Below are 16,293 nucleotides of genomic sequence, written 5' to 3' on the forward strand. Positions count from 1 at the left end.
GTATTCTATTTATTATTACTCTTTTAAATTATTTTTCTCCTTGGCTTTCCCTAGCTGGTGTAACTAATATACAAAAAAAACAGGTTTCACCATAGGCGAAACCTGCAATAAAATGTGACGATATGTGATTAGTGTAAACTGTTAGTAAGTGAACTAAAGATTAGCGTTGAATGAGCTTTTTGGGCTGTAATCGACCATTGAGACTGACAGCACCCAGTCCAAGAAATAAACCGTTCTCATCTACCAAACGTATATCCACTGGTATTTCATGCTCTGCCAACGGTGTTTTATCAGAATGATTAGCATCAGAAGTATCATTAGCAACTGTATCAAAATGAGTGATCTGCTGGTTGCCTGTCTTCTCATCTTCACTGATAACTGATTGATTTGCAATGTTATCTGCCACATACTCTTTAAGAGTATCGGTTAGCTGTTCAAACACATTCAAGCGTTGACCCATATGTACACGGGTGCATTGTTCAGTCGTTAATGTCAGCTCAGCTTCGATATCGATGCAAGCATCTACTGGCATCAAATGCACCTGCCGAGTATCAAAAGTTATTTCTTCTAATTCTGACAAGGGAATCGCATCATCGATAGTAAAGTTACCCACTTGCGTACGTCGTAGCGCTGTCAAATGGCCTAATGTACCCATTGCCTTAGCGATGTCCTCGCCCAATACGCGCACGTAAGTGCCTTTCGTACAAGTCACCGTCACTTGGATTTGTTCAGCGTCAATCGCACTGATATCAATTGCCTTAATAACAATATCTCTTGGCGAGCGTTCTACCTCAATACCAGCACGGGCATATTCGTACAGTTTTTTGCCGTCTTTTTTTAGAGCAGAATACATCGGTGGTATCTGCTGCTGAGCACCTAAGAATTGCTGGGCAATGTCAACCAATAGGCTATCATCAAACTTCGGAATAGGTGATTGAGCCACCATTTTACCGTCTGCATCCCCAGTATCTGTCTGACTACCGAGTAAGATAGTGGCTTGGTAAGATTTGTCCGCATCTAGTTGATAATGACTGAATTTGGTTGCTTCGCCCATACAAATAGGCAATAAACCCGTTGCCATTGGATCAAGCGTACCCGTATGACCTGCTTTTTTACTGTCGTGATTTGGTGATTTAAACAGATATTTCACCTTTGACACCACTTGTTGCGAGGTCATGCCTTTGGGCTTATCCACTAAGATAACACCTGAGACTTTTATTTTATCGGTTTGCTTAGGCGGTGTAGGCATAATAGTCGCTTACTCGTCATTTTCATTTTGTTCGGTCTTGGTGACAGCTTGATTAATCAGATCCATCATGTAATTGCCACGAGCGGTCACTTCATCATAATGAAAACGTAGGCGCGGCGTGGTACGTGTTTTTAGACTGTGACTTAGCTCAGTACGTAAAAACCCAGCTGCTTTGTTTAATACTTTGATACTCTCTTCGTGATTGGTCTTGGTCATGGCATCATTGAGTTCAGGCTCCATAATGGTGACATAGATATCAGCATAACCTAAGTCTGGACTAACCTTGACGCTAGAGATGGTGACAAAGCCGGTCAAACGAGGATCATTGACTGCATCACGAATGAGTACGGCAAGCTCACGCTGAATTTGATCGGATAAGCGTTGTAATCGTTGGTTCATGTTATTACCTTTATTTAAATATGGCTTATTTTTATTGATATATAGTCAAAAACCCTTGAAAGCGCTACGATAATACTGAAATCAGTTTTTGTAGCCTCTGTCTGCGCAGGCACAGCAAGCAAGAAAATTGATTTCAGCATTACGTGATGTATTGACTTTACTTTTCAGTGACTATATAAGTCTGCTTGTTAAGCAGTTTATTACTAATATTTATTAAAAAAGGCCTAGCAGGATGTACCTGTTAGGCCTAAGTACAACTAGATACGAAAAAACTGTCTAATATACTCAGCTGATTAAGCGTATCGTATGATTAGATGTTCTTACTCTACATCCAATAGTAGCTTTAGATAGTACGTGCGAACTCTTGAATTTCAAAGACTTCGATTTTATCACCAGCTTCAACATCATAGCCACGAACAGCCAGACCACATTCCATACCAGTACGTACTTCATTAACGTCTTCTTTATAACGACGCAATGATTGCAACTGACCGGTAAAGATAACTTGGTCGTCACGCAATACGCGGATAGGTTTGTTACGATAGATTGTACCTTCAACTACCATACAACCAGCAGCCGCACCAAACTTACTAGAGCGGAATACTTCGCGAACGTCTGCCACACCCAAAATCTTCTCGCGATGTTCAGGAGCAAGCATACCGCTCATTGCCGCTTTCACATCATCGATTAAACCATAGATAACACTATAATAGCGAATATCCATATTAGCAGCATCTGCTTTGCGGCGTGCCGTTGCATCTGCACGGACGTTGAAACCTAACAATACCGCTTCGCTAGACTCTGCAAGTGTCACATCAGACTCAGAAATAGGACCAACACCTGAACTGATCACTCTGACTTTAACTTCATCAGTTGATAGCTCATTCAATGCAGCTAATAATGCTTCAAGCGAACCACGAACATCGGTTTTCAGTACGATATTCAAGAATGAGACATTGCCTTGTTCCATCTGATCAAACATGCTCTCTAAACGCATGGCATTTTGACGTTCAAGTTGACGCTCACGCTCGCGGTTGGTTCTAAAGTCAGCCACTTCACGCGCTTTTTTCTCATCAGTCACGACCAAGAACTCGCTACCAGCTGCTGGAGTTTCAGGCAAACCTAAAATCTCTACAGGAATAGAAGGACCCGCTGATTGAACCCGCTGACCATGCTCATCTGTTAACGCACGAACTTTACCATAGTGTTCGCCCGCCAAGACTAAATCGCCTTGCTTCAAGGTACCCTTTTTCACTAGGACACTAACCACTGGGCCACGGCCTTTCTCAAGTCTTGACTCGATAACGACACCTTGTGCAGCACCATCTAATGGTGCTTCTAGTTCCATCAGTTCAGCTTGCAGACTGATAAACTCTAATAACTCGTCAATACCTTCACCCGTTTTGGCTGAGATACGAGCCATTGGCGTATCGCCGCCCCACTCTTCTGATATCACTTCTTTTGAAGTCAACTCATTAAGGACGCGATCAGGGTCAGCGCCTGGCTTATCCATTTTGTTAATTGCGACAATAATTGGTGTTCCAGCCGCACGTGCATGATCAATCGCTTCTACGGTTTGTGGCATCATACCGTCATCAGCGGCAACGACTAATACAACGATATCCGTCGCTTGAGCACCACGTGAACGCATCGCACTAAAAGCGGCGTGACCAGGAGTATCAAGGAAGGTAATAACACCGCGCTCGGTTTTTACATGGTAAGCACCGATATGCTGAGTAATACCGCCCGCTTCACCCGTGGCAACTTTCGTTTCACGAATTTTGTCCAATAGTGAGGTCTTACCATGGTCAACATGACCCATAATCGTCACAACTGGTGGACGTGTTTGTACGTTACTGCTGCGCTCATTAACCGCATCTTGTAAATCGTCTTCAACTTTTGTATCACTGACAGGGACAGGATTATGACCCATTTCTTCAACAAGTAAACTTGCTGTCGCTTGATCAATAGTATCTGACTCACGTGCCATCTCGCCCATCTTCATAAGCAACTTGGTCACTTCACGAGCTTTAACCGCCATACGTTGCGCTAGATCAGCTACAGTAATGTGCTCGCTAATCTCAACATCATAAACGATTTTTTCAACAGGTTTTTCAAACTTATGTTGTGATGCTTGCGTTGAGCGCAAACCATTTTTGCGGTTTTTGATCTCACGCTCATCTTGATTTTTACGACGACCACGACCACGAGTACTCGTGGTGCTGGTACCGCGTTTGATTTCACGGCGTTCTTTTTCGAAAGATTCTTCTAATGCGTCACCGACCAGACCTTCTGCCAATGGCTCATCTTTGCGAACTTCAGCAACTGGCTCACGGTCAGTATATTGACCTGCCATTTTACGCATTTGTTCGAGCGTACGTTTTTGCGCTTCTTCAGCTTGAGTACGACGTGTTTCTGTTTCAATTTCGCGTAAACGGGCTTCTTCTTTCTCACGCGCTTCGCGAGCTTTACGTTCTGCTGCCGTTTCAACTTTTGGTTTTGTCGCAGCCACTTTTTTCTTTGGTTGCTCTTTAGGCTTAACTTCAACAGTGGTCTTACCACCTTTTTTCACAACCACTGAAGTCGAGATGTCGTCATTCTTGTCATCTGACTTTTTGCTAGAGCCTAAGCTTGCACGCATCGCTGCTAAGGTAGCGGCTTGGCGTTCTTCAGATTTTTTCTTAGTCGCAGCACGCTCTTCAGCATCTTTAGCAGCACGCTCTTGCGATTCAATCATCGCTTGCTCACGCGCAGCCAATTCTTCAGCCATCTTTTCTGGATCCGGCTTTTCGAATACTTTCTTTTTACGTACTTCAACATTGACGCTCTTAGATTTACCTGAAGAGCCTGTCACGCGCGCAGTACTGGTCGTTTTAGATTTTAGACTAATACGACGTTTTTCCTGCTGACCATGACTTTGCTTTAAATACGTCACCAACTTCTCTTGCTCAAGCTCGGTGACTAGGTCATCCTCTGCGCGAGCAGGCAGTCCAGCATCTACCAGTTGCTGCTTTACAGCACTTGCGGTTTTGCCTACCATATCTGCCAGTTCTTTGACGGTCTTATCTGCCATTTATTATCACCTACTGTCTATTATTTGCTATATGTTCAATTCAGTTGTTGGCTACAAATGATTGGGGTAAGGCCAGTATTTGTGTTGCATTCATACCGGCACTTTATTATCGATAGCATATCACCAAAAGACAGCGATATGCAGTTACCGCTTATTCATTGAACCAAGATTCCCGAGCTTTCATGATGAGTTTTCCTGCGGTTTCAGAGTCTAAACCTTCGATATCTTCGAGATCGAAGACGGCTTGTTCTGCCAAATCGTCAACGGTAATGATGTCTTTTTGTGCCATTTTATAGGCCCAGCTAACTGTCATACCTTCAAGCTCTTGTAGCTCTTGACTTGGCTCTTTCATGTTTTGTTGTTTGACCAGCTCATCAGCGATGACCACTTCTTTAGCACGCTCTTGAATCATCTCAATCGCTTCGTCGTCGAGCCCTTCAATATCATAGAAGGTTTCAACTGGGACGTAAGCCACTTCTTCAATACTGGTAAAACCAATATCGACAAGAGCCTGAGCTAGGTCTTTATCCACTTCTAGGCGTTCATAAAATAACTCAATGAATGCTTTGGATTCGTTTTCTTGACGTTGCTGATACTCTTCTTCTAGCATCATATTTAGCTTATAGCCTGTCAGCTCAGAAGCCAGACGGACGTTTTGACCTTGTGAACCAATGGCACGTGCCAACTGATCGTTGGTGCTAAAAATAATATCAGCAGTTTGCATATCTTCATCTAGGATAATACTGCTAACGTCAGCTGGCTCTAGCGCACTGATGATAAATTGAGCGGGATCATCTGACCAAACCACCACATCAATACGCTCACCATCCAGCTCTTGTTGTACTGCTTGAATACGCGTACCACGCATACCAATACAAGCACCTACCGGATCAATACGATGATCGTTTGTCTTCACTGCTATTTTAGCACGCGTTCCCGGCAAGCGAGCGACATTACGAATTTCAATGATTTGTTCTGCAATCTCAGGCACTTCTTTTTGCATCAAGGCTGAGAGCATTTCAGGATGGGTGCGAGAGAGTAATAACTGTGCGCCACGGTTTTCACGATTCACATGATATAAGATAGCATTGATACGTGATTTTGCCCGTAGTTGCTCACGTGGCAGCATTTGATCACGTGATAGATAACCTTCTGCGTTATCACCTAAATCGATAATGTAACCATCACGGGTCTGTTTTTTGACCTCGCCGTACATCATCTCACCAATACGTGGCTCAAAGGCATCAGCGACTAGCGCACGTTCAGCTTCACGGATTTTTTGGATAATAACTTGTTTTGCTTGTGTGGCAGCAATACGACCGAATTCAATCGACTCAATCTGCTCTTCTTTAATATCGCCAATTGACCACTCTTCTTGGTCAAGATCTGTGATCGCAAGCTGACAAGCAGGCATCTCATGGTCTTCGTCTGCAACGACTGTCCAGTAACGATAAGTATCGTAGTCACCCGTTGTACGATCAATAGCAACTCGTACGGCCACTTCTGGCTGTTCGGTGTACACTTTTTTCTTAGTCGATACCACTAAAGCGTCTTCAATGGCTTCAAAGATATCTTCAGGATTTAAGCCCTTTTCATTACTGACAGTTTCTACTACCGTTAAGATTTCACGACTCATGCTATACCTGTCCTATCATTTTTTAATTGACTTAAATTTTATAGTTTGTGTATGGGTATTATATTTTACTATAAGCCATATAAGCTATTTTAAGATCAAACCTCTTATTTATAAGCGGTTCCCTAATTTTATAAAATTAAGCATCTTCATAGACTAAATTGGCTTTATCAATATTACTTAATGCAATCTCAAACTGCTCACCATCAATTGATGTCAGATGTAAAGAGTGTGCATCGATACTGTCTAGAGTGCCTGTTGCTTTGCGGCGTTTTTGATCGCCCTCACCAATGGCTTGGATCAAACGTAAGCTGACTTTTTGACCAACATATCCATGCATTTGCTCATCTGAGAAAAATGCACGATCAAAACCTGGTGAAGACACTTCTAAAATATACTCACCAGCGATAGGATCATGAACTTCTAGAATACCGCTGACTTGGTGATTCACCGCTGCACAGTTTTCAATTGTCACTTGTTTATCTTGAGCTTGCTCTTCTGGCAATGCCTCAATATAGATACGTAGTAAAGAGCGACGGCCTTGCGGCGCAAATTCTATACCCCATAATGCTACATCACAAGCAGCTACGGCAGGGGCAATGATATTAGTCAGTTCTGCAACTTTGGTCGAAAGCTTCATAATCTATTTATATTTTCCTATTCACTTGTCTATCGTACTTGGTAGACCATATCAACGTTTTTGATTGTCTTTTAATTATAAACTGTCTCTTATTGATATTGCTTCTTGCTTAGAGGTAGTCACTATCAATATCTTAAACCACAATCATTATGTGTTGTGCCTTTATATAGGGATGAGCGCAAAAAACATCAAGCTCAGCCAGACAATGCCTTTATTATTCATAAAGCCGTACTATCGATGAAAGAGTTAGGAATAAAAGATAGTGTTGCTTCAGAAAATCAAGCCAGTCGCGGCAAGTGACAAAGAGTATTGTACTCTATAGGCCTAGAGCTTAGCACAAGTAGGATAGATACCGCGATAACACAGACCATCAGATACAAAAAAACCCACAAGCATAATGGTGGGCTAATCGTTACTGACAAATTTAGTGTACAAAACATCAGTATAAAAAGTGGTAGCGGGGGCTGGATTTGAACCAACGACCTTCGGGTTATGAGCCCGACGAGCTACCAGACTGCTCCACCCCGCATCAATCTAGAACGCACATTATAGGTAGGTTTAGTAGAAGTGTCAACGTTTATTTTAAATAAATTTAAATGAACTCATTAACGACTATAAAACAGAACCTTACGCTGTGCCGCGTAATAAAAACTTGGTGCGATTGGGGGGACTTGAACCCCCACAGCTTGCGCCACCACCCCCTCAAGATGGCGTGTCTACCATTCCACCACAATCGCATTTTACTACTCTGTTCTCTAACATCCAGTCTATAACAAATGATGCTTAAGGTAGGCATCTATAGAGTAGGAGTTTCGAAAACAGGAAAGCATTGTAAATCTAACGTAGTGAAATAGCAAGCGCTGCCTGCTTAAAAAACGATTACTGAGGATTTTGTGTCAATGGACGCGGTGTTTGCGGTGCGGAAACAGGTGCGTCTAAACGAAACTGATCTTCAGCCTGCTTACGAGCATGAACCGCCAAGGTCATACTGGTAATAAAAAATATGACTGTTAATACGGCCGTCGCACGCGTTAAGAAGTTAGCAGTTCCTGCTGCACCAAATACGGTGCCTGAAGAGCCAGCACCAAAAGAAGCCCCAGCATCTGCCCCTTTACCATGCTGTATCAAAATCAAGCCGATCATGGCAATCGCCACGATAATGTGCAGGGCTAATATAAACGTAAACATGGTGGCCTCTTTTGCCGCGTAATGACGACTGATAACGGAAAATAAAACTAAGGTTAAGGGTGATAACAACTAGCATCTGATGATGCCAAATCGATTATATAAATAAGGCGCATTGTACACGATTGCAAGGGCACTGTTAAATCTACTTTTGCCAACTGATAAAGACAATTTATAGGCAAAGCACGTATTTAATAGTTGAGCTTTATTTATACCAACTCAGCATTTGCACGATTAAAGGCATTGGCAATCGCTAGAAAGCTGTCTGCTTTTAATGAAGCACCGCCAACCAAGGCACCATCAACCATAGGATCTGCCGCAAAGCTGTCCGCATTATCAGCATTGACACTCCCACCATACAAGACCGTCATTGCATCTAATGTTTCAGCAAAGCCTGCCACTGTTTGCTTAATATGCTGGTGCGTGTTGCTGACCTCTGTCACAGTTGGTACTTTGCCTGTGCCAATCGCCCATACCGGCTCATAAGCGATGATTAAGCGCTCAGATAACAATGAAATAAACGCTGGCTGCTCGGCAAGCAAGTCTTTAATCACTGATAATTGCGTATCGATGACTTCCAGCGTTTGCTCGTTATCATATTCTGTTTGAGTTTCCCCAATACACAGTACCACGCCCAAGTTTTCACTAAATGCATGGGTCAGCTTTTTTACTAGACTGTCATGAGACTCTTTATAATATTGACGGCGTTCAGAGTGGCCGAGTATCGTCCAAGTTGCCCCAGCATCTACGACTTGTTGCGCTGAGCAATCCCCTGTATACGCGCCCGTACTTGCACTATGGCCACCAATGTCTTGTGCAGCGCACAGCACTGGACTGTCCTTTAAACGCGCACTGACAGTAGCCAAATGAATACAGCTTGGTGCTACCATCAACGTGCAGCGATTATTTGAAAGCGATGTATCCGTTTGCGTTTCAGCATGAATCGCCGTCAATAAGTCATCCACCAGTACATTGACGTCGTGGCTCGTTGCTGGATTCTGCTTCCAATTGCCAATTACCCAAGCTTGCATTCTCATCTACCTTGTCTCGTGTATTCATGCCAATTCGGCCAATATGCGCGCCAGTATAACAAATAATTCACAAGTGCTATAGTATGCTGCTATCAGAAGCAAAACAGACTCTCAAATCTGGCATGTTTTTGATATTGCCCTAAGCAGTAATTGTTTGTGGATGAATGGTTTGTATAAAGCCTTTAAAATCAAGTAAATTTCTATAGTATTGACTCAATAAGGAATAGAATACCATCCACAATTTAATAAACTGAGCCGGTGATGGCATACGCTATTTAAAAATGATAAATAGTAGCTGCCTGTCAGGTAAGTATGCAGAGTATTTGGTCTTAAGGAGAAGTCGTAATGTCTGTCACAGCGAATAAGTATGGTGGTTTAGCGCAGCAGTTAATTAGTGAAGGTATCATTAATGAAGCGAATATGAAAACGGCACAAACGCAAGCCCAGCAGCAGCAAATAGGGCTGGTGCAATACTTAGTAGACAACAAGCTGGCCGATGCTTATCATCTTGCTCAGATGCTGTCAAAAGCCTTTGGCGATCCTTTATTTGACCTTGATGCGTTAAACGTTGAGGTCATTCCAAAAGACCTAGTAGACGAAAAAATCGTTCGCAAATTTAATGCCTTGCCATTATTTAAACGTGGACAGCGTTTGTTTGTCGCGTTAAGTGATCCTACGCGTATAGATGCCATTGATGCCATTGCTTTTAATGCGCGCCTCTCTATTGAAACCATTGTCGTCGAAGAAGACAAGTTAAAAAGGCGTATTGAAAGTATTTACGCTGATACCATGCAAAGTTTTGACAGTTTCTCAGACAGTGACTTAAACGTTGGCTTTGATGAGGGTGAAGAAGAGGAAGGTGAAACCAAACTAACGGATAGCGTCGATGAGGCGCCCGTTGTAAAATTTGTCAATAAAATGCTGGTTGATGCCATTCGTATGGGTGCTTCTGACTTACATTTTGAGCCATATGAAAAAACCTATCGCGTGCGCTTTCGTGTCGATGGCGTGATGCAAAAAATGGCCAATCCCCCCGTGCAACTCGCCGGCAAGATTGCTGCTCGTCTAAAAGTCATGTCACAAATGGACATCTCCGAGCGCCGTGTACCGCAAGATGGACGTATCAAACTTAAGCTGTCTAAAAATAAAGCCATTGATTTTCGGGTAAACTCTTTACCAACCCTATTTGGTGAAAAAATTGTTTTGCGTATTTTGGATCCGTCCTCAGCCATGCTCGGTATCGAAGCATTGGGTTATGAGTCTGACCAAAAAGACATGTTTTTGGAGGCCTTACATAAACCGCAGGGCATGCTACTCATTACGGGACCGACAGGTTCTGGTAAAACGGTCTCACTTTATACGGGCATTAATATTTTAAATACTGGGGCGACAAATATTTCAACCGCTGAGGATCCCGTCGAAATCAACTTAGAAGGCATCAATCAGGTCAACGTGAACCCCAAGGTCGGTTTGACCTTTGCCAATGCGCTGAAGTCTTTTCTCCGTCAAGATCCTGATATTGTGATGGTTGGTGAGATTCGTGACCTTGAAACGGCTGAAATCGCCATTAAAGCAGCGCAAACAGGGCACATGGTGCTTTCAACCTTGCATACCAACTCAGCACCCGAGACCTTAACGCGTCTGCGTAACATGGGCGTGGCTTCCTTTAACATTGCAACTTCAGTGAACTTGGTCATCGCCCAGCGCTTGGCACGGCGCTTATGCAAAAACTGTAAAAAACCCATCAATATCCCGCGGCAAAGTCTGCTTGAGTTGGGGTTTACCAATACGGATTTAGACAACCCAGACAGTACCATTTATGAGCCTGTAGGCTGTAATGATTGCCGTGAAGGCTATAAAGGCCGTGTGGGTATTTATGAAGTGATGAAAGTCAGCCCTGATATCTCAAGAATTATTATGGAAGACGGTAACGCCATAGATATCAAAGATGCTGCCCTCAAAAACGGTTTTCGGGATCTGCGGCGCTCTGGTGTTTTAAAAGTATTACAAGGCGTGACCAGTATTCAAGAAATGATGCGCGTGACCTCTGAATAACAATCTCTAACGTATAAATTACCGCATTACTTATAAGCTTCGAGCGTTATGGTCACGTCTTTTGCTAGCAAGCAATAGTCACTACCTGAAGAACTTAAAAATAAAACAGATGGACACTGGTTTTTTGCGCTAAAATGAAGTACGTAAAATTAATATAGCTGGTTAAGCACCATTTATATTTTGCAATATCTAATGAGAAAATTCTTGAGGGTAGTAACATGGCAAAAGCTAAGACCGATATGCTGTTAGACTTTGTCTATGATGGAGTAAACCGGCGTGGGCAAAAAATAAAAGGGGAAACCACCAGCCGCAGTTTAGAGCTGGCCAAAGCGACCTTGCGTAAACAAGGTATTACGGTCAAAGGCATTAAGAAAAAGCCAAAACCCCTCTACACTTTCAAAAAATCCATTAAAGCTATTGATATCGCTATTTTTGCTCGTCAATTGGCAACGATGATGAAAGCAGGCGTACCACTGACGCAATCTTTTGAAATTGTCGCTGACTCACTTGACAACCCCAGTATGAAAGATTTAGTGCTGCAGATCAAAGCAGATATTGAAGCAGGGGGTACGTTTGCTTCGGCGCTGCGTAAACACCCACGTTATTTTGACGATCTTTTTTGCTCGCTTGTTGAGTCTGGTGAGCAATCAGGGGCGCTAGAAACCATGCTCGAACGGGTGGCTACTTATAAAGAAAAAAGCGAGTTGCTCAAAGCCAAAATCAAAAAAGCCATGAAATATCCCATTGCTGTTGTCATTGTAGCTATCATCGTGACTATCATCTTACTTGTTAAAGTAGTTCCTGTTTTTTCGGGACTATTTGAGTCTTTTGGTGCTGAGCTCCCTGCGTTCACCCAAATGGTAGTTGCTATGTCTGAGTGGATGCAAGCTTGGTGGTTTGTTTTAATCATCATTATTGGTGGTAGTATCATCGGTTTTTCAGAAGCCAAAAAACGCTCTAAGAAATTTCGCGATTTTCTAGATCGGGCAGCATTAAAAGCGCCCATATTCGGTAACATTGCTTATCAAGCCGTAATTGCTCGTTTTGCGCGCACATTATCGACTACTTTTGCTGCGGGTGTACCGCTCATTGATGCCTTAGATTCTACGGCGGGCGCAGCAAACAATGTCGTGTTTTATAATGCTATTCAGCAAATCAAAAACGATGTCTCTACTGGGCAACAATTGCAATTTTCGATACGCTCAACCAATCTCTTTCCAAGTTTGGCCATTCAAATGGTCGGTATTGGTGAAGAATCTGGTAGCTTGGAAGAGATGCTAGACAAAGTAGCAGTCTATTACGAGAACGAAGTCGACAATGCTGTGGATGGCTTAACCAGCCTAATGGAACCCCTCATTATGGCAGTATTAGGAGTGTTAATCGGTGGCTTAGTGATTGCAATGTACTTGCCAATCTTCCAGATGGGCGCAGTGGTAGGATAATTATTTAATGCAATTTATACAGTTACTACACGAAAATATGGTACTCGCTTTAGTCGTATTTGGTGTATTGGGTCTTTGCGTTGGCAGTTTTTTGAATGTCGTTATCCACCGTATCCCGCTGATGATGATCTACAGCTGGCGACAAGAGTGCAGCCAGTTTATGGCAGATCAGGTAGATATGCCGCACGAACATACGCAGCCTCTGGCAAACATCGTAACAAACGATCAACCCATCACACTGAGTCGACCTGCCTCACGCTGCCCGCATTGTGCCCATAAGATTAAGTGGTATGAAAATATTCCTTTGGTGAGCTGGTTGTTACTGCGCGGACGTTGCTCAGATTGCAAGGTCGCTATCGGGCTCCGCTATCCTGTGGTTGAGCTCGTCACTGCTCTGCTCTCAGTATTGGTCATTTATCAGTTTGGTGTCAGTGCCGCTGGCGTGTCAGCCTTAATTTTGGTATGGACACTCATTGCCTTGACTGGTATTGATTTTGACACACAGCTACTACCCGATCGCCTTACCTTTCCGTTAGCGGGTTTGGGGTTGGCAGTCAATTCACAAAGTTGGTTTGTTTCCCCTACTCAGTCAATTTGGGGCTTATTATTTGGATTTTTGTCGTTGTGGATAGTGGTGAAGGTCTTTTATTTAATCACTAAAAAACACGGTATGGGACAAGGCGATTTCAAGTTATTGGCTGTACTGGGTGCTTGGCTTGGACCCTTGATGTTGCCATTGATTATTTTATTGTCTTCTTTACTGGGCTCAATCGTTGGCCTGATTCTGATGAAAAAACAAGGTGAAAGTCGACCGTTTGCTTTCGGTCCTTACATCGCTATCGCGGGTATCATTGCGTTATTATATGGCTCAGATATCGTCAGCTGGTATCTTGGCATGTATACTTACTAAGGCATGTCATCAATGAATAGCGGTATTTTAGCGATTTTCAAAAACTGCAACTGTATTCATGACCGTAGCCCAATCATTTTTTAGTTTGTAACCGCCCTCATTATTATATCAATCAAATAAGCCATTCATATGCCAAAACACACCGCCTCAAACGCCCCTTATTCACATCAACCACAAATTATGCAAACAAAAAGCAAGACGTTGGTCGTCGGTTTAACTGGTGGTATCGGCAGTGGTAAGTCCGCTGCCAGTGCTTGGTTCGCTCAACAAGGCATCGACATTATTGATGCAGATGTGATTGCGCATGAAATCGTTGTTAAAGGCAGCTCAACCCTACGCAAAATACAGAAAAAATTTGGGGATTGGGTCTTGAACGATGATGGATCGATGAATCGAGCAGCGGTCAGAACCTACGTATTCACGCATCCTGAAGCGCTGATTGAGCTTGAAGCCATTACTCACCCTGCAATACGCGAAACGGCAAAAGCACAACTGGCAACCAGCACCTCTCCTTATGCAGTGTTGTCAGCGCCACTGCTCATTGAAGGCGCAGAGGCTGGACTGGCCAATTTATGTCAGCGCATTTTGGTGATGGATGCCACTGAAGAAACTCAGCTGGCACGCGCCAGCCGACGTGATGAGCAGAGCGTACAAAAAATCAAAGCGATTATGACCAATCAGCTTAGCCGAGAAGAACGCAATCGTCATGCGGATCATGTCATCCTCAACGAAAGCGACTTGGCTTCTCTTTACGTCAAGCTTGAGCCCTTACATCAAGAATATCTTACGCTTGCCCAGCAGCTAAAGTACGCTGCCGATTGACCTCATATAGTGCCATACCAGTGGCCACACTCACATTCAAGCTTTGTAGATTGCCATGCTCATTGCCTGACATTGGGATATAAACCAGCTCATCACAGCTCTCAGTAGTCAGGCGACGCATCCCCTCTCCTTCTGAACCCATAATAATGGCTGTTTTGCCAGTCAAATCAGCCGCATGTATTGGCTTGGCATCGGCATTAAGCGCTGTACCAAAGACAAATACGCCGGCCTGTTTGATTTGTGATAGCGTACGTGCCAAATTGGTGACGCTAATAATCGGCATCATCTCTGCGGCGCCAACCGATACTTTGGCGACGGTTGGCGTTAAGCTGGCTGCATGGTGTTTGGGGCAAACCACCGCATCGACACCCATTGCCACAGCAGTACGCAAGCAAGCACCAAAATTGTGGGCATCGGTGATTTGATCAAGCACCAATAATAGACACTGTTCACGCCCAGCAATCGTATCAAGCAATCCTGCATCGGCGAAGCCTAGCGGACGAGCATTCAGTACAACGCCTTGATGTTGCGGGCTACCACACAATTGCGTGAGTTTGTCTTTTTGGGTCGGTTGAATACTGATCCCATTGGCTTCCGCTTGCGCCATAATAGCTTGTACATGACTGTCGCTCTCACGTCCTTGCTGGACAAATAGGCTCAGCCCATCAAGAGGGCGATGTTCTAGTAACGCATCGATTGCGTGAATGCCATAAAAATAAATGGGTTTTGCCATAAAGAAGCCTACTGAGTATAAAGTGAATATCGCGCAAGGCGATAGCATAAAAAAGACATGGCAGTGATTGTAACAACCAAATGAAGACGGGTTAACAATAACGTCAGCCAAAAAAGAAATAAACAATACCAATCTGATATTGTTTATTTTTTGAGCTATTTATGATTAATAAATCACGCAGTGACGACTCTTACATCATCGTACTGTCAGTAACTTAGCCTTCTAAGTGGCAGACGTACTGAACAATCTCTTCGGTGCGTAGATTAAAACCACTGTTGCCTTCGACCACGAATGATTGACCAGCACGGTAGTAAGCAAACTCTTCATCACCGTTTATTTTTACCTCACATTCACCGCTGATAATTTCGATACGCTCGGAGGTGTTGGTGCTAAAATGATAGTGATCAACCAAATTGTCACAAGGCAAGATCACGCCCAATGTTTTGTGGCGACCGTCCTCAAACATGATGGTATGGCTCGAACAACGACCATCATAAGATATCGTCGCTTGGGCATTGACGGTTACATTAGTAAATTGCGCCGCTGTCATAGTGGCTTCCTTATCAAATAATTATGGCAAAACTAAAAAATAAGTAACAGATTGAAGTACCGTTAGCATCGAAATACGTTTAGCATAAGTGCTTTTAGAAAATCGCGCTATCCTAAATACTATGTATTTTATGGCTGTATTCTTTTATATTTATATCAGACACCTGCGCTCTAAATATAGAGACAAGTTCTATGAAAAGGTTTTGACATGAAGACTGGGTTGCATAACCTTTTTACTATATTACTCTAATTTTACAAGATGATGACTCGTGGTCATCATGCAAAGTCGTCGTCATAATAGTTTATCATTATGTGAGATTATGCTACCACATTATCTCTATAAAGTTTGTTAAAGCGACTAGGAAATTCTGTTTAATACGCCTCTTTTCAAACCAATTTATTGTATTTACTGCCTTTATTATTTGTATTTAGGTGCATTTCACACCATAATATTTGCCAAGCGTGGTTCTCTATTTCACTCTGTTGACTGAATTATCTTATTCTTTTATTTATCCTATTTTAGATATGGCTTCCCAGTATTATAGGTGAGGTTCATTGTCTGTCATGAGAGG

Annotated in this window: 14 protein-coding genes and 2 tRNA genes; 5 read left to right on the forward strand and 11 right to left on the reverse strand. The window is 43.1% G+C overall.

Annotated elements, in window-relative coordinates; all coding sequences use genetic code 11:
* Positions 1-160 precede the first annotated feature (160 nt).
* From truB to rimP, 5 genes are all read right to left on the reverse strand, one after another.
* The gene (truB, locus tag JMY02_RS09770; protein ID WP_201597629.1) at positions 161-1,249 is read right to left on the reverse strand and encodes a tRNA pseudouridine(55) synthase TruB; all 1,089 of its coding nucleotides are present in this window, start codon (positions 1,247-1,249) and stop codon (positions 161-163) included.
* Between the two features lie 9 nt (positions 1,250-1,258).
* Positions 1,259-1,648 (reverse strand): ribosome-binding factor A, encoded by a 390-nt coding sequence (locus JMY02_RS09775; protein WP_131656445.1) that lies wholly within the window; start codon positions 1,646-1,648, stop codon positions 1,259-1,261.
* 343 nt (positions 1,649-1,991) lie between these two features.
* Positions 1,992-4,721 carry a translation initiation factor IF-2 gene (gene infB / locus JMY02_RS09780; RefSeq protein ID WP_201597631.1) on the reverse strand — a complete coding sequence of 910 codons (2,730 nt, stop codon included), beginning with the start codon at positions 4,719-4,721 and terminating at the stop codon, positions 1,992-1,994.
* 151 nt (positions 4,722-4,872) lie between these two features.
* Positions 4,873-6,357, reverse strand: a complete 1,485-nt coding sequence (gene nusA / locus JMY02_RS09785) for a transcription termination factor NusA (protein ID WP_201597633.1) — start codon at positions 6,355-6,357, stop codon at positions 4,873-4,875.
* A 136-nt stretch (positions 6,358-6,493) separates the two neighbouring features.
* Positions 6,494-6,994 carry a ribosome maturation factor RimP gene (gene rimP / locus JMY02_RS09790; RefSeq protein WP_021814136.1) on the reverse strand — a complete coding sequence of 167 codons (501 nt, stop codon included), beginning with the start codon at positions 6,992-6,994 and terminating at the stop codon, positions 6,494-6,496.
* 156 nt (positions 6,995-7,150) lie between these two features.
* On the opposite strand from rimP, the gene JMY02_RS09795 reads away from it, so the two are divergent.
* On the forward strand, positions 7,151-7,294 hold the full coding sequence (locus tag JMY02_RS09795; protein WP_201597635.1) for a hypothetical protein: 144 nt from the start codon (positions 7,151-7,153) through the stop codon (positions 7,292-7,294).
* A 152-nt stretch (positions 7,295-7,446) separates the two neighbouring features.
* On the opposite strand, the gene JMY02_RS09800 is transcribed toward JMY02_RS09795, so the two are convergent.
* The 4 genes from JMY02_RS09800 to tpiA form a co-directional block, all read right to left on the reverse strand.
* Positions 7,447-7,523 (reverse strand) — tRNA-Met (locus JMY02_RS09800).
* A 124-nt stretch (positions 7,524-7,647) separates the two neighbouring features.
* Positions 7,648-7,731: transfer RNA gene (locus tag JMY02_RS09805), tRNA-Leu, on the reverse strand.
* Positions 7,732-7,873: 142 nt separating this feature from the next.
* A complete protein-coding gene (secG, locus tag JMY02_RS09810; RefSeq protein WP_025652589.1) occupies positions 7,874-8,182 on the reverse strand; it encodes a preprotein translocase subunit SecG in 309 nt (102 codons plus the stop codon).
* A gap of 206 nt (positions 8,183-8,388) precedes the next feature.
* Positions 8,389-9,210 (reverse strand): triose-phosphate isomerase, encoded by an 822-nt coding sequence (tpiA, locus tag JMY02_RS09815; protein WP_201597637.1) that lies wholly within the window; start codon positions 9,208-9,210, stop codon positions 8,389-8,391.
* Positions 9,211-9,555: 345 nt separating this feature from the next.
* Here tpiA and pilB point away from each other — a divergent pair, with 345 nt between their 5' ends.
* The 4 genes from pilB (at position 9,556) to coaE (ending at position 14,439) form a co-directional block, all read left to right on the forward strand.
* On the forward strand, positions 9,556-11,265 hold the full coding sequence (pilB, locus tag JMY02_RS09820; RefSeq protein ID WP_201597639.1) for a type IV-A pilus assembly ATPase PilB: 1,710 nt from the start codon (positions 9,556-9,558) through the stop codon (positions 11,263-11,265).
* A 218-nt stretch (positions 11,266-11,483) separates the two neighbouring features.
* On the forward strand, positions 11,484-12,707 hold the full coding sequence (locus JMY02_RS09825) for a type II secretion system F family protein (protein ID WP_201597641.1): 1,224 nt from the start codon (positions 11,484-11,486) through the stop codon (positions 12,705-12,707).
* A 7-nt stretch (positions 12,708-12,714) separates the two neighbouring features.
* Positions 12,715-13,617: a prepilin peptidase gene (locus JMY02_RS09830; RefSeq protein WP_201597642.1), complete on the forward strand. Its 903-nt coding sequence runs from the start codon at positions 12,715-12,717 to the stop codon at positions 13,615-13,617.
* A gap of 129 nt (positions 13,618-13,746) precedes the next feature.
* A complete protein-coding gene (gene coaE, locus JMY02_RS09835; protein WP_201597643.1) occupies positions 13,747-14,439 on the forward strand; it encodes a dephospho-CoA kinase in 693 nt (230 codons plus the stop codon).
* Here the strand turns inward: coaE and rlmB are convergent.
* Positions 14,402-15,172, reverse strand: coding sequence for a 23S rRNA (guanosine(2251)-2'-O)-methyltransferase RlmB (rlmB, locus tag JMY02_RS09840; protein ID WP_021814144.1), 771 nt, complete (start codon positions 15,170-15,172; stop codon positions 14,402-14,404). The genes coaE and rlmB overlap by 38 nt on opposite strands.
* Before the next feature lie 214 nt (positions 15,173-15,386).
* Positions 15,387-15,722 (reverse strand): pyrimidine/purine nucleoside phosphorylase, encoded by a 336-nt coding sequence (gene ppnP, locus JMY02_RS09845; RefSeq protein ID WP_021814145.1) that lies wholly within the window; start codon positions 15,720-15,722, stop codon positions 15,387-15,389.
* Positions 15,723-16,293: the final 571 nt, after the last annotated feature.

It is taken from the genome of Psychrobacter vallis, assembly GCF_904846715.1.
GTDB lineage: Bacteria > Pseudomonadota > Gammaproteobacteria > Pseudomonadales > Moraxellaceae > Psychrobacter > Psychrobacter vallis.

Coding starts and splice junctions, on each gene's coding strand:
- truB (WP_201597629.1), bottom strand. CDS start 1,249: ATGCCTACACCGCCTAAGCAAACCGATAAAATAAAAGTCTCAGGTGTT.
- JMY02_RS09775 (WP_131656445.1), bottom strand. CDS start 1,648: ATGAACCAACGATTACAACGCTTATCCGATCAAATTCAGCGTGAGCTT.
- infB (WP_201597631.1), bottom strand. CDS start 4,721: ATGGCAGATAAGACCGTCAAAGAACTGGCAGATATGGTAGGCAAAACC.
- nusA (WP_201597633.1), bottom strand. CDS start 6,357: ATGAGTCGTGAAATCTTAACGGTAGTAGAAACTGTCAGTAATGAAAAG.
- rimP (WP_021814136.1), bottom strand. CDS start 6,994: ATGAAGCTTTCGACCAAAGTTGCAGAACTGACTAATATCATTGCCCCT.
- secG (WP_025652589.1), bottom strand. CDS start 8,182: ATGTTTACGTTTATATTAGCCCTGCACATTATCGTGGCGATTGCCATG.
- tpiA (WP_201597637.1), bottom strand. CDS start 9,210: ATGCAAGCTTGGGTAATTGGCAATTGGAAGCAGAATCCAGCAACGAGC.
- pilB (WP_201597639.1), top strand. CDS start 9,556: ATGTCTGTCACAGCGAATAAGTATGGTGGTTTAGCGCAGCAGTTAATT.
- JMY02_RS09825 (WP_201597641.1), top strand. CDS start 11,484: ATGGCAAAAGCTAAGACCGATATGCTGTTAGACTTTGTCTATGATGGA.
- JMY02_RS09830 (WP_201597642.1), top strand. CDS start 12,715: ATGCAATTTATACAGTTACTACACGAAAATATGGTACTCGCTTTAGTC.
- coaE (WP_201597643.1), top strand. CDS start 13,747: ATGCCAAAACACACCGCCTCAAACGCCCCTTATTCACATCAACCACAA.
- rlmB (WP_021814144.1), bottom strand. CDS start 15,172: ATGGCAAAACCCATTTATTTTTATGGCATTCACGCAATCGATGCGTTA.
- ppnP (WP_021814145.1), bottom strand. CDS start 15,722: ATGACAGCGGCGCAATTTACTAATGTAACCGTCAATGCCCAAGCGACG.